We start from the raw sequence: 21,341 nt of genomic DNA, 5'->3' as shown, positions 1-21,341 counted from the left end.
GGACCGGCCCACTGCCCCGCATCATGACCACACTCCGTAACCTGATCATCGGGCTGATTCGCCTCGCTGGCCATAACCGCATCGCCCCGACCATCCGCAGAATCCGACACGACAACGCCCTGCTCCTGGCCAGGCACTGTTGCATCGGCGGAGTCCGTTGTCCCACGGCCGCCGTCCGGTCATGATCGAGTGATGCGTCGGCGTCGTGCCTGTCCACCGGTCCCAGTGTCGGAGTTCGCCGGCTTCCGGTTCCCACCCGAGGTGATCGTCCTCGCCGTCCGCTGGTATCTGCGGTACGCGCTGTCCTACCGGGATGTCGAGGAGCTCCTCGCGGAACGCGGCCTCGAGGTTGATCACGTCACGGTGTACCGGTGGGTGCGGCGCTTCACGCCCCTGCTGGTCGACGCGGCCCGGCCGTGCCGGCACCGGCCCGGTGACAGGTGGTTCGTGGATGAAACCTACGTCAAGGTCTCCGGCCGGTGGACGTACGTGTACCGGGCTGTTGACCAGCACGGGCAGGTCATCGACGTCCTGGCCAGCACCCACCGCGACCAGGCCGCCGCCCGACGCTTCTTCGCCCGGGCGCTGACGCACGGGCGCCGCCCGGTCGAGGTCACTACGGACAAGGCCGCGGTCTACCCGCGGGTCCTCGACGAGCTACTCCCTGGGGCCTGTCATGTCGACGCCGCCCGGGAGAACAACCGGATCGAAACCGACCACGGCCGGTTGAAAGCACGGATCCGGCCGATGCGCGGACTGAAACGCCTCCGCTCCGTCCAGACCGTCAGCGCCGGACACGCCTTGGTCCAGAACATCCGCCGCGGCCACTACGAACTCGGAATCGACAGCAGCCCGCACCTGAGGTTGGCAGCCGCGTTCACCGAACTCGCCGCAGCCCTCTGACCAGCAGACATCCGGCCCGTTGGCATACCCAGCTTCCCCATAATGCAACAGCGCCGCCGGGGATGGGTGGGCGGTGCGCTGGGGTGTGCAGGTCGATATCCGGCGTATCGCGCTGGATGGGCCCACCGACGTCGGGCGGGTCAGTAACTACCTGGCGAAGTACATCACGAAGTCTGCGGCGGCCGGTGGGGCGTTGGATCATCCGGTGCGGTCGCTGGCCGCACTCGGCCGGCTGGTCCTGGTTCCGCATGTGCGCCGGTTGGTGGAGACCTGCTGGCGGCTCGGCCACGACGCCACGTTCACGGCGGCGTTGGATGCGGCACTCGGCCGGGACTCCGGCGATGTCCCGCGACTGGTCCGCTGGTCTCACCAAATGGGCTTTGGTGGTCACTGGCTGTCAAAGTCGCGGCGGTACTCGACCACGTTTGGTGCGCTGCGGACGGTGCGGCGAGTCTGGTCGCGCACGATCGGTGCGGCGATGTCGGGCCGGGTGCCGGTGGATGCGTTCGGCCGTCCGGACGGCGATCCCGACACGTTGGCCCTCGGGGCATGGACCTACGCGGGGCGTGGTCTATATGCCGGGGATCACGGTGATGATCCACCTGACGGGATGTCGGTGCCGGCGGCTGGATCGGGTTCCGACGTGTGGCTGGCCGGGCTATGAGCAGCGAAGCTTCTGTTCAGCTCTCGCTGTTCGACGACACCCCCGACGATGCCGACACCGGCGCCGATGAGGCGGCCTCTGCCGTGGCTGGCCAGCAGGCGAGCACCGAAGGTTCCGGTAGCTCCTCGACTGTTTCTGCCCCGATGGCTACCGGGGGTGCGCCGCGGAACGTGACCACGGTGCGGGTGGGTGGGCGGGCCGGCACCCGACCGGTACCGGTGCCGGGTTCGGCGCGGTCTCGGCGGGTGTTNTCCGATGCGGCGGNGGNATGGGGGCGGCGTCAGGCGTTGGCGGCTCCGGTGTGGTCGCGGGAGAAACGGCGCCGGGTCGCGGCGCTGCTCGGGCTGGTCCTGGCCGACGATCCCGGCGGTTAGGTCTCTTCTCGCCAGACCGGGTCCAACAGGTCGGGGTCGAACCTGCGGCCCCTGCCGGCGGGGNGAACGACCACGGCGATCAGATGCTCTTTGATGATCGCGCGTTGGCGGGCAAGCGAGTAGGTGTCCCACTCGGCGCGGACATCGGCGGGGCGGGCGTGCGCGTTCGCCGTGGCCACCAAATGATCGTTCCGTCCCTTGAGAAGGGCTTCTTCCTGCTCCCTGAGCTCTTCCATGGTCGGGAAGTAGTCCTTCGGGGAGATCCGCCGGGGCACCGACGTCCACGCGGCCCGGGTCGCGGTGATGCTCTCCTGCACCTCGGCCAGCGCGGCTTCCCCCTCCCACGGGGCAACCTCCACCACGGCGCTCGCGGTCTCCAACTCGATCTTGTTGAACAGCGCCGCCAGAATATGATCATCGGTGTGGGGGCCGTGGCGGGAGACCTTCCCGCACCCTCCCTGCGTCGGCGCGGGGCACCGGTAGATCGCGTGCTTGCGTTCCCGGTACGGCGGTGACCCGAACATCGACCGGCCACACCGGCCGCACGCCACCACGCCGCTGAGCAGGTAGCGGCGGGAGTTATGCCCCTGCTGGGCATAGGTCCGGCCCCCGATCTTGGCGATCACCTGTTCCCACCGGCGTACACCGATGATCGCTTTCCACTGGCCCTTCACCGGGACTTCGATGGTCCGCCCGTCCGGGGTGCGTTCCTTGCGGGTGACGACCTGCATGTACTTCGCAACATGGCCGTTGACGTTGGGTTCCTCGACCCCCCGGCCGCGTAGGCCGCAGATCCGGGGGTTGCGGTAGACCTTCAACACGCTGCTCTTGGTCCACTTCTTCCCCCGGGTCCCGCGGACACCGGCGGCGTTCCACTCGTTCACCAGGTCAATGACCGGCACCCCGGCCAGGATTCTGCGGGCCCCTTCCCGCAGAATCCTGGCCTCGGTGAGATCCAACGTGCGTTTGTCGTCCTTCCAGCCGAACGGACGGCTGCCCCCCACCGGCACTCCTCGTTCGGCGCGCTGCTTGTGGGACCGGCGGACCCGGCGGGAGGTGTCCGCGCTGGCCTTGTTCGCCGCGACCGCCTGCGCGCGGGCGTTCGCCTTCCCGTACTCGGTGGTCAGATCGACTCCGGGCCCGACGATCGGGCGGCCGTACAGCTCGACGACTTCGATCGCGTCTTCACAGATCGCGTAGGTCCCGGGTGAGACGGTCCAGGTCCCACACGATCGCCCCGTCCAGAAACCCGGACCGCAGATCGGCCAACAATTCAGCGTAGTCCGGGCGGATCACACGAGAGATCATCGTGCCGTCTTCCAACACGATCGTCTTCTTCTTCCAGGCGGACTTCTTCTCCTGGTAGACCTTCTCGATCGTCGCGCCGTTCTCCTCGGCGAACTCGTACCCGTCTTCGTCCTGGCGTTCTAGCGCGTCATCCCCACCGACCAGTTCCGAGTACCGGGTGTACAGACCAAGTCGCAAACCGTTCAACTTCGCCATGTGAAAAGTGTAGTTCGTACGATCGTTGCACCCACCGGTAGACGGTGACGTGGTCAACGTCGATGCCGCGCTCAGCCAGCAGCTCCTCGACGTCCCGGTACGACAGGGCGAACCGTAGGTACCAGCGGACAGCGAGAATGATCACCTCGGGTGGGAACCGGAACCCCGCGAACTCCGACACCGGAACCGGTGGACAGGCACGACGTCGACGCATCACTCGATCATGACCGATCGGCGGCCGCGGGACAGCGGACTCCGCCGATGCAACAGACCCCTGGTGCGGGATCTGCAGGCAGACTACGGGCCGGATCGGGCGCAGCAGTGCTCAGCGGAGCGGGAGTCGACGGACCCGCACGTGGGTGGTGCTGAGCGAAACGACCACGCCCTGTTCGAGATCGTCTTCCAGCGCGGGCAGGTTTGCCAGCAACAGGGCGGCTTGCGCGTCGGGCTTGAGCTGGTCGCCGGAGCGGAGCAGGACGAGCGAGGGAGCGGTGCCGCGGCTGAGCGCGAGCAAAGTAGTGAAGTCGCTGTCGGCGGAGATGATCGAACGTCTCTCGGTGACGGCGAACGTGCTGACCTCGGTGTCAGGGGAACCACCGAGCCCGTGATCGAGGACGTGTGTCGTGTCGATGCCTTTGTCGCACAGCAGTTCGGCGACCCGCGGCGAGAGGTTCTCGTCGACGAGAAACCTCATGCGGCGATGAACGGGCGCTCTTGCGGCATCGTCTCCGCGGCGAACGCGAGAGCTGCGAGCACGTCGTCGCGGGTGAGCGACGGGTAGTCGGCGAGCAGTTCCTCGACCGTCGAGCCAGCCGCAAGCTGGCCCAGCACCGCGGACACAGTAACCCGGGTACCGCGAATCGCCGGCGCGCCCGCCATGATGGCCGGGTCAGCCGTGATGCGGCTGGCGGTGGTCATAACCACGAGTCTACGGCGGACCCTCAACAGGGACGCTGTTGCGTCCGGCGGAGGCTCCCCCAGGGTTGGGCACCGCGCCTCCCGCAGCATGTGGCCAGACACATCGGCCGAGGAAAGTCGCCGGAACCGCCGTCAGGATACCCGATCAGTGCTCTCCGCATCCGGCTTCTCACGCAGTCCGAACTCCAGGGCACCCGACGCAGCCGGGACGGCTCTGTCGCATCAGCAGAGTCCGTTGTCCCGCAGCTCCCGACCGGTCATGATCGAGTGATGCGTCGACGTCGTGCCTGTCCACCGGTCCCGATGTCGGAGTTCGCCGGGTTCCGGTTCCCACCCGCGGTGATCATCCTGGCAGTCCGCTGGTACCTGCGGTACGCCCTGTCGTACCGTGACGTCGAGGAACTCCTCGCCGAACGCGGCCCCGAGGTCGATCACGTCACGGTCTACCGGTGGGTGCGCCGGTTCACCCCGCTGCTTATCGACGCGGCCCGGCCATGCCGGCACACACCGGGTGATCGTTGGTTCGTCGACGAAACGTATGTGAAGGTCGCTGGACGATGGACCTATCTGTACCGGGCCGTCGACCAGTCCGGCCAGGTCATCGACGTGCTGGCCTCCGAGAAGCGGGACCTCGCCGCAGCCCGCCGGTTCTTCACCCGCGCCCTGTCCCACGGCCGGCGGCCCGTCGAGGTGACCACCGACCGGGCAGCCTTCTACCCACGAGTCCTCGACGAACAGCTCCCCGCCGCTCATCACGTCGNCGACCAGTACGCGAACAATCCGATCGAAGCCGACCACGGCCGGTTCAAGGCACGACTACGGCCGATGCGCGGCCTGAAACGCCTCCGCTCCGCACAGACCATCGGCTCCGGGCACACGTTCGTGCAGAACATCCGCCGCGGCCACTACGAACTGGGCGTCGATGCCGACCTCCGGAACCGGCTGACGGCTGCCTTCACCGAACTCACCCTGGCCATCTGACCGCCCACCCGAGACGGCTCCACCACGCCCCGCCTCCGCCCAATGCAACAGCGCCGATGGACACAGCTGACCATCATGCCGGCAGCCCGCTCCACCGCGTCAGCGCGTCAGCGCGTCAGCCCAGCTCACGGGCCCAAGCCGACTTCTGGCACCCCACAACCTCGGCAGGCTGTCCCGCCTCCGGCGACGGGTCGCTCATACGGTGACCGCTCGGGCACCCAGCAGGGCCTTGAGGTCCCCGAGCAGCGAACTACTCGCCTGCACCTGGAGTTCGAGCAGGAGCAGATGCGTGTTCTGCGGGCCTTCGAGACGCAGGTGCACCGGAGTTGTCCCGGGATGGGTCGTCAGGACGAGTTTGAGGTCATCGACCAGCGGTGGTGTGATCTTGTGTGACGGCAGAGTGATGACGACCGGCGGCCCNTTCACGTGCGTCGCGACATCGACCACCGTCAGGTCCTGGGCAAACAGCGAGACCGACCCCTCCCGCTCGTTGATCCTGCCCCGCACCGAGATGACCGCGTCGGTCGCGAGCGCGTACGAATGGACCTCGTAGGACTGGGGGAAGAACAGCACCTCGACGGAGGCATCGAGATCCTCGACGGTCACGATCGCCCACGCCTTGGCGGTGTTCTTGTTGATCCGCCGGTCGATCTTGCTGATGATACCGGCGATCTGTACGGTCGTCCCGTCGTTGGCCTCGGCGAGGTCGACGATCCGGGTGTCGCGGTGGCGATCCAGCGCCCGCTCGGCGCCTTCGAGCGGATGCGAGGACACGTACAGGCCGAGCATGTCGCGTTCCTGAGCCAGCAGCTCCTTCTTCGGCCATTCGGGGCCGGACAGGTCCAGGTCGAGTCCTAGCCCCGGGCTCTCCTCCTCCTCGCCGGCGCCCCCGTCGCCGAACAGGTCGAACTGGCCGATGGCCTCGGCCCGCTTCGTGATGATCACCGCGTCGATCGCGTTCTCGTGTACGTTGACCAGCACCCGGCGGTGATGGCCCAGCGAGTCGAACGCCCCGGCCTTGATCAGCGAGTCGATGGTGCGCTTGTTGCACACCCCGATGTCGACCTTCTGCAGGAAGTCGGCGAACGACTCATACGCGCCCTTCCTCCGCCGGGCCGCGGCTATCGAGGCGACGACGTTCTCCCCCACATTACGGACGGCCCCCAGGCCGAAGCGGATCGAGTCCCCGACCGCACCGAACCGCAGGTCCGACTCGTTGACGTCGGGGGGCAGGACCTGGATACCCATCCGGCGGGTCTCCGCCAGGTACACCGCCATCTTGTCCTTGTCGTCACCGACGGACGTCAGCAGCGCCGCCATGAACTCGGCCGGGTAGTTGGCCTTGAGGTAGGCCGTCCAGAACGACACGACACCGTACCCAGCGGTGTGGGACTTGTTGAACCCGTAGCCGGAGAACGGGACAAGCACGTCCCACAGCGCCTGGACCGCCGCGTCGGTGTAGCCCCTCTCCTTCATCCCGGCGGAGAACCGAGCGAACTCCTTGTCCAGGATCTCCTTCTTCTTCTTACCCATCGCGCGGCGCAGCAGGTCGGCGCCGCCGAGGCTGTAGCCGGCCAGCTCCCGGGCGATGGCCATGACCTGCTCCTGGTAGACCACCAGGTGGTAGGTCTCGCCGAGGATGGGCTCCAGCGCCTCGGCGAGCTCGGGATGGATCGGGAGGATCTCCTTGCGGCCGTTCTTGCGGTCTGCGTACTCGATGTGGCTGTTGGCCGCCATCGGGCCGGGCCGGTAGAGCGCGAGCACGGCGGCGATGTCGCCGAACTTCGTCGGTGCCATCAGGCGCAGCAGGTTACGCATCGGTCCGCCGTCGAGCTGGAACACCCCGAGCGTGTCGCCGCGGGCGAGCAACTCGAAGGCCTTGGCGTCCTCCAAGGGGAGGGTGGACAGGTCGATGTCGACGTTGCGGTTACGCTTGACGGCCTCGATCGCGTCACCGATGACGGTGAGGTTCCGCAGCCCGAGGCAGTCCATCTTGAGCAGGCCCATCTCCTCGCACTGAGGAAACGGGAACCCGGTGATGATCGCGCCGTCATTGTCGCGGCGATGGATCGGCAGGACATCCAGCAGCGGCTCCGAGCACAGGATGACCCCGGCGGCGTGGACACCAGTGCCGCGGGTGAGCCCCTCCAGCCCCCGCGCGGTGTCGATGACCTTCCGAACCTTGGTGTCGGTCTCGTACTGGGCCCGGACCTCGGCGGCCTCACCGTACCGCTCATGGTTCGGGTCGAAGATCCCGGCCAGCGGGATGCCCTGGCCCNTCACATCCGGCGGCATCGCCTTCGAGATCTTGTCGCCGAGGGCGTAGTCGTAACCCAGCACCCGGCACGAGTCCTTGATCGCGGCCTTGGCCTTGATCGTGCCGAAGGTGTTGATCTGCGCGACGCGGTCCTCGCCGTACTGCTCGGTGATGTAGCGGATCACCTCACCGCGTCGACGTTCGTCGAAGTCCAGGTCGATATCCGGCGGGCTGATCCGCTCCGGGTTGAGGAACCGCTCGAAGANCAGCGCGTGCTCGATCGGGTTCAGCTCGGTTATACCCAGGATGTAGGCGATCATCGACCCGGTCGCCGATCCACGCCCCGGACCCAGCCCGATGCCCCGATCTCTCGCGAACTTGCAGATGTCGGCGACGACCAGGAAGTAAGCCGGGAAACCCATCTTGTCGATCACGCCGACCTCGTAGTCGACGCGCTCGACCACATCGGCGGGCACGCCCGCAGGGAAGCGCCACGTCAGTCCGCGGTCGATTTCCTTGCGCAGCCAGGACAGCTGCGTCTCACCCGCGGGGACAGGGTACCGCGGCATCCGGTCCACAAACTTGAAAACATCGTCGTAGGACTCGACGCGCTCGGCGATAAGCAGAGAGCTGTCGCAGGCCCCGGGGACCTCACTGTCCCACAAGTTGCGCATTTCCTCCGAAGACTTGAGATAATATCCCGATCCGTCGAATTTGAAACGGGTCGGATCGTCGAGTTTTTTACCGGTGCCGACGCACAGCAGCACCTCGTGGCTTCCCGCCTGATCCTGGGTCACATAGTGCGAATCGTTCGTGGCCAGCGGGCGAAGCCCCAGCTTGTCGCCGATGTCGAGCAGCCCCTGGCGGACGCTGCGCTCGATCGGCAAACCGTGATCCATCAACTCCAGGAAGAAGTTGTCCGCGCCGAAGACCTCCTGGTAGGTGGCCGCTGCCGCGAGCGCCTTGTCGAACTGGCCCAGACGAAGCCGGGTCTGCACCTCACCTGACGGACAGCCCGTGGTCGCGATGATCCCTTCGGAGTACTGGGAGACCAGCTCGTGGTCCATCCGCGGCTTGCGGTAGTAGCCCTCGATCGACGCGATCGACGACAGCCGGAACAGGTTGCGCAGCCCGGCGGCGTTGGCTGCGAGCATCGTCATGTGGGTGTAGGCGCCGCCACCGGACACGTCACCGCCCTCACCCGCAGGGTCGACGTCGCGCTGCGAGCGTTCCCCCCACAGGACAGGCCGCTTGTGGTGGCGCGACTCGGGCGCCAGGTACGCCTCGATCCCGATGATCGGCTTGACACCCGCGGACTTCGCACCCTGATAAAATTCGTAGGCACCGAACATGTTACCGTGGTCGGTCATCCCGACGGCCGGCATCCCCAACTTCGCCGCTTCCTTGAAAAGCAGGCCCGTTTTCGCCGCACCGTCCAGCATCGAATACTCAGTGTGCACATGGAGGTGAACAAAAGAATCCGTCGGCATCCCAGTCCCCTCTCGCCCACAACGGCCCGCCGGTCGGAGTCTAACCCCGCCACCCAGAGCCACCGGAGAGGCACGCGACACAACAGCCCCTAAGCGCGTTGATCCTCCAAAGACAATTCGTTGAGATCAATGGTGGACCCGTCGACATACCCGAGAACGCAGCGACGCGATGAGGCGCGCCCTGCGTCGTGGTCAGCCACGNGCCGCGCGAGTACACCTCCTCGCTTTACGCCCTTGCTCGCCGACGCGGCCCGGCCCTGCCGGCACCAACCGGGCGACAGGTGGTATGTCGACGACACCCACGTCAAGATCGCCAGCCGATGGACCTACCTGTACCGGGCGGTCGACCAGCACGGGCGGGTCATCGATGTTCNNNNCNNTNNNNCANNNCCCGCCGCGACCAGACGACTGCCCGCCGGTTCTTCGACCGGGCGCCGGCGTATGGGCGCCGGCGTATGGGCGCCGCCCGGTCGAGGTCACTACCGACAAANCCCCGGTCTNCCCGCGGNCCCTCGACGAGCCGCTCCCGAGGCCTGCCATTCCGGCGCCGAAAACGCCGCGACCTCGGATTTTGCGGCGCTGCGCGACATATCCCGGAACGGGCCGATACGTAACGTTTCGTCTGGTAATCGAGCGGTTAGGGGGCCGATCCGCCGTCCCACCCCGCGGACACCGCGGCGAACCGGCGATCTCGCCGTCTGCCCGCTCCGCCGCATCAGCCCAGGTCACAGGCCCAGGACGACTTCTGGCATCCCACAGGCTCAGGCCGGGACGGGAGCGGTCCGGCATGCGTCGATAAAGGTGACCAGTTCATTCACCCGGTCGGACCGGGCGTTGACGGCGCGGTTCACGACCCGGATGAGGTGAGCGTAGGCATCTGTGTGGTCGTAGTGGGCGACTTCCCGGATCCGCAGTGCCCATCGCCAGTAGCCGCGGATGGTGTCGGCCAGTGGCATCCGGAAGGTCGCAATGACCTCGCGGATTGGCTCCACCACGGCGTCGCCCTCCCGGCGCAGGTACCGCTCGACTACATCCGCCATGAACGCGAAGTGGCGCGACTCGTCGCGGGCGAGTCGGGTGAGGACGTCGGCCAGGACCGGATCGCCGGCCACGGTGCGTAGCTGCTGATAATAGAGCTGCGTCGCCTTCTCCTGCACGAGTGCGTAGGCGAACAACGAGACCGCGTGGTCAAGTGGCAGATCGAATTTCTTACGGCCCTCAGCCGCCAGTTCCCGACGCAGTTCCTCCGGTTCGGCGATACCGGCGGCGACCTGGTAACGGAACAGGGCCCGGGCGTGGCTGTCCTCTTCCTGGGCCCACCGTACCGTGAAATGGTAGAGCTCACGGTTATGGATAAAGGTTTCCAGGTCAACGTCGGAGTTGAGCGGGAACGCACGCTCGTAGAGGTCGAAATAGCCGGGGAGATGGTCCTCGATCAGGGTGATGAAGCGGACCGCTGAGCGCTGGCCTTCGGTGAGCCGGTCGGCCTCGGCCTCGTCCCACCGGAAGGCCGATTCGACGTCCCAGCGGCGGGCGGCGGACCCGGCAGAGNGAAANGCGGNGACCGCCGCCGCCAGGTCGGAGGCGGGCAGCAGCGGCGGCAGCACCGGACGGGCAAAAGAGCGGTCGGACCGGGCAGGACGGCGTTGCCCCGCTTCCTGATCAGAGGTAGCTGACGTAACGGTGTTCGATACGGTCACGATGATTCTCCTGTTGTCAGACCGCCGTCTCGAGCGCCGCGAGCACGATACGGACGACGTCGTTGATGGAGCTCAGGGCGAAGACGTCCTCATCCTCGATCTCGATATCGTACGTGCGCTCTATGCGGGAGATCATGACCAGAACCTTCACCGAGTCCGCGCCTTCGACGGCCCGCAGGTCGAGGTCGGGAGTGAGCGNGTCGGCTGACATCCCGAGCTCGCGAGCGAGGATGGCGGTGACAGTACTGACAATCTCGGCGCGGGAGGGTGTCATCATGACTCCTTCGGTCATTCGCCGTGTCGGTTGAGGCGCGTGAGAGGGACTATTCAGCCCTGACCGCCGACGGCCTGGGCCGCGTTAGCAGCCTGGACAGCGTTAGCAGCCTGGGCGGCCTGGGCCGCGGTGATGGCTTCCGCGACACGGTCGAACTCGTCCGGTCGCAGGTCCAGGCGTTGCCGCGCGATGTTCATCGATGTCGGACGGTAGGTCGCGCTCGCCGCAGCCACCAGACTGCCCGCGGCGTCGAGGATCTCGGCCTCGGCACGCACCAGGCCGCCCGCGCCCGTCGGACCGCCCGTCGGACCGCCCGTCGGGTTGGAGACCGGCTCAGCCGTGCCGGCCTGTAGGCGGGCGACGCACTGGTAGTCGGTGTTCACCCGCATCGCGGTGACGTACCGCAGCCGCATCCCGGTGGTGAAGGAGGTGAGGCCTGTTCGCAGAACGATCAGGTTTCCCATGGTTTCGTCGCAGATGACTCCGATGAGACCGCCGTGCACGACCCCCGGGTACGACTCGTGAGTGCGGTCCAGCCTGAAGCGGGTGGCGATCCCGTCGGGACGGAAGGCGAAGCGGAGGCGCAGGCCGTTTGCGTTGTGCGGTGAGCAGCCGAAGCAGCGGTAGCTCTCCAGGACCGCCCAAGGCACCGGCAGGTATTCCTCGTCGGCCGAGGATTGGGAGGGAGCGGTCGGGTGAATGTGCATCGGTTCCTCCGGCAGAGAATTGGTCACGGCGCGCCCTGCCGACGGCGTCGCACGTGATCCGGGGCGCCGCCGTCGTCGCGCGTCGCCCCCGCATCCGATCGGGTCTGGGAACGACGTTCTCAGATTCGATGCCTCAGGCCACTATTTCGGCCATCGCGTGGCGGATGCCGGAGTTTCGGCTCAAGTCCCGGCCGACCGCCGTTCCGAGCATGCGCCGGAGCTTGGCCTGGAGCTTTTCCAGCGCATCCGGCGGAGAGAACTGGAGATAGACATCGATCACGTCGTCGACGGTCTCGTGCCCCTGCATCTCCTCGACGCGCTGATGCTTGTAGACACCGACCGGGTGGTTGAGCCGCGGGCTCGTAACGTAGAAATGAATCCTTTCCAGGACTGACCTCAGCTCGTGCGGGTGGAGTTCCAGACGACGCTTCAAGTAGAAGAGGAACTCGCGGGCGTGCCCTGCTTCGTCGCGGCTTGCGCGGAGAAACAGGTCGGCCAGCACGGGCTCCTCCACCCACTCCGACATCGCCCGGTAGACCGTGTTGACGATGATCTCAGAGATCACGTTCGTGGTCAGGGTCGCACTCGGCGTGATACCGGCTTCGTACGGCTCACGCAGAGCCTCGATCTTGTCCTGGTCGATGTGGACACCCACCGCCTTGAGCCAGGCCCGGAAGGCGTAGTGATGCTGAAGCTCCTGGTAGGCCCAGATGGCCACGAAGGCCGAGCAGTCGTAGTCGTCGTGGAACTCGCTGAGAAAACCGTGCAGCCCGGGGAGAGACGTCGCCTCGCCCATGACAACGCCCTTGACAAGCGAGATGTAGACGGGATGAACGAGGTCACTCCGGACGTTTNCCAGCCCGAGGTCGGAAACCTTCCACTGGAGGCGCTCGTAGTGCTGGAAAACATCGAAGCTATGGGACTTGTCAGCGGTGGCGGTCGGCATGGATGGACTCCTTCTGAGCTTCCCTCGCAGGCCTTTGCCGCTCTACCATGGGTTGCCTGGCCGATCATTACAACCCTGATATCACACGCCAATCGAACCATTCCGATCAGCTATCACGGAAGCGCTTACCGCCTCCGTGCGGGACGGTCCACGCACCGGGCGGACGATCCACGTACCGCCGCCCAGCGTTCACCAGCCCTTCATCGTTCACGAGTCCCTTCATCGGACCTGGTAGAACACGGTTGTCACGTACTGGTCGAAGTCGTTCACTCGGAGCGTGAGCCGAAGTTGCCATTCACCGGGCAACGGCGCCCGGATCCCGTCGCTCCGCGCATGGCCCGGCGCGGCCAGGCTCAGCGGAACAGTGAAGGGGCCGAGATCGGCGGCCGGCAACGACAACGCCACACTGGCCTCCACCAGTTTCTGCGGTTTGCCGCTCGGGTCCGTGGCCTGGACGTCCAGGGTCTGGGCGCCCACCCGCGTCGGCGAGACCCTCACCTTCACCGTCATCGGACCCGCGAAGGTGGTGTCGGAGAACGGCGGTGAATAGCTGGTACGTCCCGGTACCATGTTCACCAACCCAGCCGTGATCCCCAGCACGACAGCCCCGAGCACGATTTCCGCCATGACACCCCGGCGCAGCCCGGCAAGCAGAACGGCATGCGACGAGCGGTCCGGCCGGCCGGCCGGCTGATTTCTGTTCGTTCTGTACTGCCGGCGGACCCACCGCCGCGCCAGAGCGCCGAGAGCGATCATTCCAAGGACCAACCACACCTTGTACACCAGCAGTCGACCATAGCTGGTATCAATCAGGGCCCGTGGCGGGCCGACCTCACGCCAGCCCTGGAAGACCCCGCTGACCATCACGGCGACAACGGCCACAACCGCGATCTTCGACCACCGGGGAAGGATCTCCGCCAGCTCGGTGGCCGATGCGCGGCGCACCAGGAAACCGGCAATCATCACCAGACCACCGATCCACACCGACATGGCGATCACATGCACCGTCGTGCTGGTGGTAGCCAGCCAAGCCAGATCGCCGACGCTGGCATGACCGATCATGGCAAGCGTCACGGCCACCACGACACCGAGACCGGCGAGCTCCCCGTTTCCCCGCGGATCCACCGACCCGNTTCGCAACAGCCGCCGCACGAGAGGCACCATCAAAGCCAGAGCGAGCAGACGGATCAGCAGCAGGTGACCGAACCGATCCGCCAGGGTGGTCGACAGAACCGACCACTGCCCGAGTCCCCCGAGGCCGAGCCCGGCAGCGTAGGGGCCCTGCAGCAGCAGCTGCGCGAATGCCGCAAAAACGGATAATCCCCACGCTGCCATCAACAGCCGGCCGGGACCGGCCGCACGAAGACCTGTCGGCCAGAGCACGATCAGAAAGAAACAGACGCCCAGCAACAGGGCCGTCGCGGCGTATCCGAGAAATCTCGCCATGGCGAAGACGACGCCCACCGTCGAGGAGCCCNATGTGCCGGAGGCCGCCGCGGCGGCGGCATCCGGCGGCCCGCCCACACCGAAGGCGAGCGCACCGGAAACAGGATGACTATCCGCCGAGATGACACGCCAGCTCGCCACGTACGTGCCGTTCGGCAGCCCCGGCCGGAGCGCGACCGTCGCCTGCGACGCCTTGGGACCAGATCCGGCACGACCATCATCGACCCGCCTACCCGCGGAATCGAGCACCCGGATCGAATCGCGCGAGACCCGTACTGACTCGCTGTAGTCAAGGGTTACCCGTGTGGGTGCGACGTCAAGTGCCGCGCCGTCCACGGGGTCGCTACCCGTCAAAAGGGCATGCGCCGACGCCGGCGGGACCCCGAGGCCAAAACCGATGGAGGTGGTGGCCATGACCAGGAACGTCACGGCCACCACCAGGATGCGGCGCACGACGGTTAGGCGCGCCGTCGCAAAGAGATCAGCGCGAATCCACCGGCCAACAACCCGAGTGCGCCAAGGACAAGGCCAGCAATCCCCAGGCCACGCGCCGTCCCGTCGGAATCGTCGGAGGCCGATGCGGCTTCGTCCGACCGCGCCGCGGCCGCGCCAGGCCCACCGGACCCCGGGGGGGATGCCGTCAGCGTGAGGACCGGCGCCGGCTTCTCAGGCTCCTGGGCGCCTGGGGCGGCGACATCGACCCACCGCACGACCGAACCATCGGAGTAGGTCTGCAATGCCTTGAACACAATGTGGTCGGTGTTTTCGGGCAGCGGCCCGGCGGAGACGGTGAAGGTGTCGAACTCCCCGGGCTTGATCCCGCCATCCCCCTGCGCCGTCCAGGCAATCCTGGTAACGATCTCCTTGACCTCTCCGTCGTCCGTCATGAGCGGCTTCGACGGGGCCGCTTTGGTGATCTTGTATGTCCACCCCGCCTTGGGCTGGACCGACACGGACGCGATCGGGGTGTCGGTAGGAAGCTGGACGTCCAACCCGGTCGTGGACGCGGTGTCCTTCTCCGTGGGGACCTTGAACGACAAGGTGGCGTAGCTGCCCGCGGCAGCCGTCGGCGGCTGCACCGTGACATGGGCGGACGCCGGTCCAGCTAGGAGGAACATCGCTGCCGCGGCAGTGCCGGCAAGCATGCCGGCACGCCGAACGTTGCGGTACATAAGATCCCTTCGAACGTCCCACGGCGCGTGGGACCACCTGAAGATGCCTTGCCTTGCTCGCGCCGGGGTCGTTCGTCGGGCAGATGAGCCCGCCAGCGGAACTCGTCTACCAGGCTCGCCGTGACATCAACGCTCGCCGTGACGTCAACCCCGGAAAAGGGGAAGCGGGTGGTCCCCGGCGCCGTGCGCCACGGCCAAGGGGGCGAGCGTGCGGTCTCGGCACCCGCTTCCGAAGGTTGATCTTCACGGTGGGTGGGACAGGCGGAACGACGGCGACGGTCACCGGATACAGCAACAGGGCCACGACGGTGCGCGGCCTCAGTCCGGCCGCGCACCACACAGCCCGCTCGGAGTGACGAAGCATCAACCCCACACAGCCCACGGCAATGCCATGGGCCGCCGTCATCGGAACATCCAGGCTCGGACCGCTGGCCAGGTGGGTGTGCGGATGCGCAAGTACGAAGGTGACATGGAGGGCGATCTGCGTCGCCCCCAGACCCGCGAGCAGCGCAGCGACTCCTCGCTCGCGGTCCGCGAGCCCGAACGCCACCCGGGTGAGGAGGAGGACCGCAACCAGCATGATCCCAGCGGCTGGCCGCGGCGCCCCGCCAGAGACGTGCGCGGCCCAGGCCAGACACACCGAGGACGAGGCGAACACGACGGCTCGGCCCAACCGGGCCGTCCCGCTGTCCACCTCGCACTCTGCTGCCACAGCGAGCAAGCTTGCCATGCCCGCCGCGGTCATGGCCACACCCCCCGGAACCGTGCGATTGGGGTTGATGATCTGGCTGGCGGTCCTGGGCGTCTCGTGGGCAGGGTGACCATGAACTTCGCCCCGGGGGTACGCCGCGGGTCGTAATAGGCCTTATGGAGAGCTCGCTCAGTCGCTTCTCGGCGCCAGCCATGGCCGGCCGAGAGCGGAGACGCCGATCGCTTCGATCAATGACGGTCGGGCCGGGGTGGTCGGGCCGGGTTAGTCGACCTGGGCCTGCTGGCCCGGCGGACGGGCAGGGCCTGGGATCGTCGCGGACCGGGCGTTGCCGCTCGCGGTATTACTTCCGGTGTTGCTTCGCTGCATACCAGGAACGAGGAGGTCGGCGGACCGAATTGTATTGGGCTGGACGTCCCTGCGGGTAACGGCCAGGTAGGCGACCAATATAACGATCATGATAGTGGCGCCACCACTGACCGGTCCGTCGCCGAAGCCGACACCGCTGTGCGAGTGAGGCTTACCGAGCCAGTCGGCGAAGGACGCACCGAGCGGCCGCGTGACGATGTAGGCGAGCCAGAAGGCGACGACCTCGTTCAACCCGAACCGCCACCAGGCAACCGCGGGCACCGCGATGATCGCCGTGAACACGATGCCCGAGGCCAGAAAGCCCAGGTGCATGGTGGTCGCGGTCACATCGCCGGCCGCGGTGCCCAGGGCGAAGGTCGCGAGCACCGCCAGCCAGTAGTAAGTCTCCCGGCGGCGGGTCACGATGCTGTGAATCGACAGCGTTCCCTCAGCGCGACNCCAGAGAAAGAAGACGGTTGCGAGGAGCATGGTATAGAAGATCGCCGAGCCGACATGGCCGATGGGCGGGCCGTCGGCGGCCATGGTGCCGAAGACCGCCACCATCATCACGGCGAACCAGTAGACGGGGGCGAAATAGCGCCGGGCGCGGAACTGCAGCCATAGCGCGACCGTGAACCCGACGGTACCGATGACAGCTGCGAGTACCAAGTTGACATGCGCAAGGTAGTCTGCGGTCGCCTCACCCATGCCGGTGGTCAGAATCTTCACCACCCAGAACAGAGCCGTGATTTCCGGCACTTTAGGCGCAAGGGGCTCCCGCGCGCGGGTCCGACTGTGCGATGAAGGCGGCATCGATATGCTTTCTGACTCGATGGGTGCCGGATCGAGGAAGTTTAGAGCAGGCACGGTGGACACGGGGCTCCCGGCTACACGTCGGGGACCTGCGTCGAGCCCACGCTGCCATCCCGCCGATGTGAAGAGGGTGTGAGGCAGTGTCCCGACGTCGAGCGGCCTCACTTAGCACAGAAAAAGCCACTATATCCCGCCAGGAACCCGCCACCGGCACACGGGATCGATCCCACTGCTCCAACCAGACCCGCCCGGCTGGACAGGGGCCGGCCGGCCCGGGTCCATGATCATCTTCATGGTTACCGGCAGACGGAGATGACCCGCTTCTGCGCGTGCCGCTGCGAGTGGTGGAGGGCTTCCTCAACTCCGACGTCGCGGAACCGGCAATGCCGTGGACGCGCATCTTTCCTGCCGGGGCGGCATTCCACGCCCGGGACCTCCCTCGCCTGTTACGATTCCTAATCGAAAGATCGGGAGTGGAGGTAGGAATGCCTGTACAGCGGGACCATGCCGTCATCGTCGGCGGAGGTATTGCGGGACTCACCGCGGCGCGCGTGCTGAGCGAACACTTCGCCGCGGTCACCATTCTCGACCGAGACGCCCTGCCGACAACCGTCGAAGAACGGCGCAACGTCCCGCAGGCGCCTCATCTGCACGGCCTGCTGTTCGGCGGCGCATCGGCGCTCGACGAACTCTACGGCGGCTTCACGGTCGCGATGACCGACCAGGGCGCGCCGCCGTATGACCCGCAACGCGACGTCGCCTACTTCTTTCCCGAAGGCTGGATCCGGCGTGCGCCATCCGACATGCGGTCCGTGTTCGGCACGCGGGCCCTGACCGAGCACACCATCCGGACGCTGACCCGCCGGCTACCGAACGTCCGGTTCCGCCACGCCGAGACCATCGGCCTGCGCAGGGCCGGCGGCGACCGGGTAGACGCGGTCGTGTGCGACGACCTCGACGGTCTGGGCGGACTGATCGAGGCCGAGCTTGTGGTGGACGCCGGCGGCCGCGCATCTCGCTCCCCGCACTGGCTCGCCGACGCCGGGTTCGACGCCCCGCCGGAGTCGACGGTGCAACCGTTCCTCGGTTACGCCACCGTGCACTGCCACTTGCCCGAGGATGCCCTACCGGGAGACCTACGGGCAGTGTGCGCGCCACCGGCACCGCACAACACCAGAGGTGCGTTCCTCCTGCCGGAGGAGAACAACCTCTATGGCCTCATGGCCGTCGGGACCAGCCGTGACTTCCCGCCCGGCGACCCGGCGGGCTTCGACGAGTTTCTCCGGACCGCCGTCACCCCCGTCCTGCACGAGATGTGGCAACGTGCCGAGCCCGTCACCGACATCAGGACGACGAGGATGTCAGTGAATCGGCTCCGCCGCTGGAACGAGCTGGCTCGGCGGCCACAGGGGTTCATCGCGGTCGGCGACGCGGTGGCCGTATACAACCCGGTGTACGGCCAAGGCATGACCGCGGCCGTCCTGCAGGCGGTGGCCTTGCGCGACCGCCTGCGTCAGGCGGACGATCTGGACACGGCCGTCGAGCGTCTCCACGACGACGTCATGGCCGTCACCTCGTTCGCCTGGCAGGCCGCGACCGCATCCGACCTGGTCTTTCCCGTGACGGAAAGCCGTAATATGCCCGCCCCGACACCCGAAGAGCGGGCGGGCGCACAATACCTGGGCATGGTGCGCGCCACCGCCGTCGACGACGCTTACGTCGCGGGCGAATTCTACCGGGCGCTGGGCTTGATCCGGCCCGAGTTCCTCCTCGCTGACGAGGTCCGCACCCGAGTCGAACGGTGGGTGGCGGACCCGCCGGCTCCGACCGACGACCTGTCGCGCCCGCCTGCGTGGGCCGATGCCGATCCACCGACACGGAGTCGGCCGACGGCGGCACTGCCGCCGTCGGGCACTGCCGCCGTCGGGCACTGAGGAATGACGGGCGGCGGATCCCGGGTAGGAAAGCACCCCCAGCCACTCGAAGGCGCCTTCGAGTACTCCTCTACCGCGGACATCCCGAGGGTGGGGTGCTTTCCATCGTTGGACGGCGCCCCACCCTCCGGTCTGCCTCGGCGGCTACGCCCCGGCGAACGGCTGCTGCCCGCCGAACCGCTGCCCGGCCTGCTCCGCCCCGGCCTGCTCCGCTTGGCCCGCGGTAAACGGCTGCTGCCCGCCGAACCGCTGCCCGGCCTGCTCCGCCCCGGCCTGCTCCGCCCCGGCCTGCTCCGCCCCGGCCTGCTCCGCCCCGGCCTGCTCCGCCCCGGCCTGCTCGGCCACGGACTGCTCCGCTTGGCCCCCGGCCCCCGGCTGCTCGGCCGCGGCTGGCGCTGGGGCCTGCTCGGCTGTGGCCGCCGCCGCGGCGGTGGGTTGCGCCGCCGGACCGGTGCCGGCGCCCGCCGCAACACCCACCAGCTCGCGTATCCTGCTTTCTACATACCTGTCGCTGTAGTGCGACCTGTCGGCGATGCGCTGAACAAGGTCGTCAACGCTCGAGGCTGCGTCCAGGTCCGACGAGTTTACCTCGGCGAACTGGTCAAGGATCTGGTATCGGATCTGCTGCCAGTTCTGCCGCAGCACGCGCTCCACCTGCTGCGCTTCCTGCTGNTTCATTATCATCACTCTACCCCGGTCGGGCATCCGTCCCACGGCTGAGCCTATGACGCGGGCAGAGACTGTCAACCGCAGAAACCACCATCCGCGGCCAGGGCCACGCGGCAGGACAAGCGACGACGAAAGCGCCGGCTGACGGATATTTCTTATCAACGGGGAAGAAAGGAAATATCCCGGCCGTTGAGGTGGGTCCTGGTTGATTCTTGGTCAGGTCGAAGAGTTGAGGGCATCTCGGACTTTGGCGAGCAGGACCCGTTCGGAGAAGGGCTTTTCGAGCAGGATGACACCGGGATCAAGTTTCCCCTGGGTGGCGAGGACCGGGTGGGCGTAGCCGGACATGTAGAGCACCCGGATTTCGGGGCGGGNGGAGCGGATCCGGCTGGCGAGTTCCTTGCCCTGCAGGCGCGGCATGATGACGTCGGTCAGCAGCAGGTGGATGGGGCCGGGGNGGTCGGCTGCGAGGGGGAGGGCCTCGTCGGCGGAGGTAGCGGTGAGGACCTGGTAGCCGTTGCGGGCAAGCAGGCGGCGGGTGACCTCGAGGATGGCGGGCTGGTCCTCGACGAGCAGGACGGTCTCGCCCGCGTGTGCTGGAGTGCCGGTCGTGGTGTCCGGCTGACCGGCGGCGTCCGTGGTGATGGCGGCGGTGGCGGGGAGCAGGCAGCGAATGGTGGTGCCAACCCCGGGTTCGGAGTAGATGTCGGTGTTTCCGCCGGCCTGGCTGATGATCCCGTAGACGGTGGCGAGGCCGAGGCCGGAGCCTTCCCCCTTGGGTTTCGTGGTGAAGAACGGTTCGAAGACCCGGGCAAGGACCTCCGGGGGCATGCCGGTGCCGCTGTCGGAGACGCGGATCCGGGCATGCGGGCCGGCTTTCACGCCCGGGCGTTCGCCCGCGTAGTCCGGATCGATCGTGATGTTGGCGGTGTCGATGGTCAGCACGCCGCCGTCGGGCATGGCGTCGCGGGCGTTGACGGCAAGGTTGGTCAGGACCTGTTCGATCTGGCCGGGGTCGGCCAGGATGGGCCACAGCTCGGGTTGCAGATGAATGTGCAGCTCGATGTGTTCGCCCAGGGTGCGGTGCAGCAGGTTCTCCAGGTCGGTGACGACCTGGTTGAGGTCGAGTACCCGGGGCTGCACGGTTTCGCGGCGGCCGAAGGTGAGGAGCTGGTGGGTGAGGGCGGTGGCGCGGTCGGCGGCGCGTTGGATCTGTTCGATGTCGCGCAGCACGTCGCTCCACCGTCCGCCCGCGGTCTGTGTGGCGGCAGCCTGGGCGACCTCCTCGGCGACGAACGAGGCATAGTTGATGACGACGCCGAGGAGGTTGTTGAAGTCGTGCGCCACCCCGCCGGCGAGCTGGCCGAGGCTTTCCAACCGCTGGGACTGGTGGAGCTGGGCCTCGAAGTTGCGGCGTTGCGCCTCGACGCGCAACCGTTCCCCCTCGGCCTGGGCTTCGAGGCGGTCGGTGACGTCCCGGACCGCCGCGGAGACGAGTATTCCCTCCTCGGTCTCCAGCGGGCTGAGACTGAT

The 21,341-nt window shown here is 67.2% G+C and carries 18 protein-coding genes and 4 pseudogenes; 7 read left to right on the top strand and 15 right to left on the bottom strand.

All coding sequences use genetic code 11. From position 1 onward, the window contains the following. The 4 genes and pseudogenes from CED_RS25475 to CED_RS17405 all read left to right on the top strand — a co-directional run. Window positions 1–185, top strand: a pseudogene (locus CED_RS25475) (hypothetical protein); the annotation flags it as partial. Window positions 186–225: 40 nt separating this feature from the next. Then, on the top strand, window positions 226–903 hold the full coding sequence (locus CED_RS17415) for an IS6 family transposase (RefSeq protein ID WP_035912354.1): 678 nt from the start codon (window positions 226–228) through the stop codon (window positions 901–903). Between the two features lie 67 nt (window positions 904–970). Next, window positions 971–1,567 (top strand): annotated as a pseudogene (locus tag CED_RS17410) (replication initiator); the annotation flags it as partial. After that, a complete protein-coding gene (locus CED_RS17405) occupies window positions 1,564–1,941 on the top strand; it encodes a hypothetical protein (RefSeq protein WP_035912351.1) in 378 nt (125 codons plus the stop codon). The pseudogene CED_RS17410 and the gene CED_RS17405, both read left to right, overlap by 4 nt. Here CED_RS17405 and CED_RS17400 read toward each other — a convergent pair. From CED_RS17400 to CED_RS17385, 5 genes and pseudogenes are all read right to left on the bottom strand, one after another. Further along, window positions 1,938–2,945, bottom strand: coding sequence for a recombinase family protein (locus tag CED_RS17400; RefSeq protein WP_084680842.1), 1,008 nt, complete (start codon window positions 2,943–2,945; stop codon window positions 1,938–1,940). The genes CED_RS17405 and CED_RS17400 overlap by 4 nt on opposite strands. Before the next feature lie 181 nt (window positions 2,946–3,126). After that, the gene (locus tag CED_RS17395) at window positions 3,127–3,444 is read right to left on the bottom strand and encodes a recombinase family protein (RefSeq protein ID WP_035912346.1); all 318 of its coding nucleotides are present in this window, start codon (window positions 3,442–3,444) and stop codon (window positions 3,127–3,129) included. 22 nt (window positions 3,445–3,466) lie between these two features. Then, window positions 3,467–3,658: pseudogene (locus CED_RS22925) on the bottom strand (IS6 family transposase); the annotation flags it as partial. Between the two features lie 111 nt (window positions 3,659–3,769). Then, window positions 3,770–4,138 (bottom strand): DUF5615 family PIN-like protein, encoded by a 369-nt coding sequence (locus CED_RS17390; protein WP_011438451.1) that lies wholly within the window; start codon window positions 4,136–4,138, stop codon window positions 3,770–3,772. Next, window positions 4,135–4,362 (bottom strand): DUF433 domain-containing protein, encoded by a 228-nt coding sequence (locus CED_RS17385; RefSeq protein ID WP_023842258.1) that lies wholly within the window; start codon window positions 4,360–4,362, stop codon window positions 4,135–4,137. Before CED_RS17385 ends, CED_RS17390 begins: the two co-directional genes overlap by 4 nt. A gap of 303 nt (window positions 4,363–4,665) precedes the next feature. Between CED_RS17385 and CED_RS17380 the strand changes: the two genes are divergently transcribed. Further along, entirely contained in the window at window positions 4,666–5,343 is a 678-nt protein-coding gene (locus CED_RS17380; protein ID WP_051868888.1) for an IS6 family transposase, read from the top strand. 195 nt (window positions 5,344–5,538) lie between these two features. Here CED_RS17380 and dnaE read toward each other — a convergent pair whose 3' ends face one another. Further along, window positions 5,539–9,090: a DNA polymerase III subunit alpha gene (gene dnaE / locus CED_RS17375; protein ID WP_035912339.1), complete on the bottom strand. Its 3,552-nt coding sequence runs from the start codon at window positions 9,088–9,090 to the stop codon at window positions 5,539–5,541. Between the two features lie 222 nt (window positions 9,091–9,312). Here dnaE and CED_RS22920 point away from each other — a divergent pair. Next, a pseudogene (locus CED_RS22920) lies at window positions 9,313–9,747 on the top strand (DDE-type integrase/transposase/recombinase); the annotation flags it as partial. A gap of 104 nt (window positions 9,748–9,851) precedes the next feature. Here the strand turns inward: CED_RS22920 and CED_RS17370 are convergent. The 8 genes from CED_RS17370 to CED_RS17335 all read right to left on the bottom strand — a co-directional run bounded on the left by CED_RS17370 (window position 9,852) and on the right by CED_RS17335 (window position 17,205). After that, window positions 9,852–10,790 carry an acyl-ACP desaturase gene (locus CED_RS17370; RefSeq protein ID WP_035912337.1) on the bottom strand — a complete coding sequence of 313 codons (939 nt, stop codon included), beginning with the start codon at window positions 10,788–10,790 and terminating at the stop codon, window positions 9,852–9,854. Between the two features lie 16 nt (window positions 10,791–10,806). Next, entirely contained in the window at window positions 10,807–11,064 is a 258-nt protein-coding gene (locus tag CED_RS17365; protein ID WP_035912368.1) for an acyl carrier protein, read from the bottom strand. Between the two features lie 53 nt (window positions 11,065–11,117). Further along, the gene (locus CED_RS17360) at window positions 11,118–11,771 is read right to left on the bottom strand and encodes a PaaI family thioesterase (protein ID WP_035912366.1); all 654 of its coding nucleotides are present in this window, start codon (window positions 11,769–11,771) and stop codon (window positions 11,118–11,120) included. A gap of 133 nt (window positions 11,772–11,904) precedes the next feature. After that, entirely contained in the window at window positions 11,905–12,717 is an 813-nt protein-coding gene (locus tag CED_RS17355; RefSeq protein ID WP_035912335.1) for a ferritin-like domain-containing protein, read from the bottom strand. A gap of 219 nt (window positions 12,718–12,936) precedes the next feature. Then, entirely contained in the window at window positions 12,937–14,616 is a 1,680-nt protein-coding gene (locus CED_RS17350) for a CopD family protein (protein WP_035912332.1), read from the bottom strand. Between the two features lie 5 nt (window positions 14,617–14,621). Further along, the gene (locus tag CED_RS17345) at window positions 14,622–15,308 is read right to left on the bottom strand and encodes a YcnI family protein (protein ID WP_235187121.1); all 687 of its coding nucleotides are present in this window, start codon (window positions 15,306–15,308) and stop codon (window positions 14,622–14,624) included. Between the two features lie 133 nt (window positions 15,309–15,441). Continuing rightward, window positions 15,442–16,080, bottom strand: a complete 639-nt coding sequence (locus CED_RS17340; RefSeq protein ID WP_011438538.1) for a hypothetical protein — start codon at window positions 16,078–16,080, stop codon at window positions 15,442–15,444. Window positions 16,081–16,308: 228 nt separating this feature from the next. After that, entirely contained in the window at window positions 16,309–17,205 is an 897-nt protein-coding gene (locus tag CED_RS17335) for a membrane protein (protein WP_035912327.1), read from the bottom strand. 485 nt (window positions 17,206–17,690) lie between these two features. Between CED_RS17335 and CED_RS17330 the strand changes: the two genes are divergently transcribed. Beyond that, window positions 17,691–19,139 (top strand): NAD(P)/FAD-dependent oxidoreductase, encoded by a 1,449-nt coding sequence (locus CED_RS17330; RefSeq protein WP_051868887.1) that lies wholly within the window; start codon window positions 17,691–17,693, stop codon window positions 19,137–19,139. A gap of 885 nt (window positions 19,140–20,024) precedes the next feature. Here the strand turns inward: CED_RS17330 and CED_RS17320 are convergent. Then, on the bottom strand, window positions 20,025–21,341 hold a 1,317-nt coding region (locus CED_RS17320; RefSeq protein WP_035912324.1), incomplete at its 5' end, for an ATP-binding protein.

It is taken from the genome of Frankia sp. CeD, assembly GCF_000732115.1.
GTDB classification, from domain to species: Bacteria; Actinomycetota; Actinomycetes; order Frankiales; family Frankiaceae; genus Frankia; species Frankia casuarinae.
This window is presented reverse-complemented; position numbering and strand designations above follow the sequence as displayed.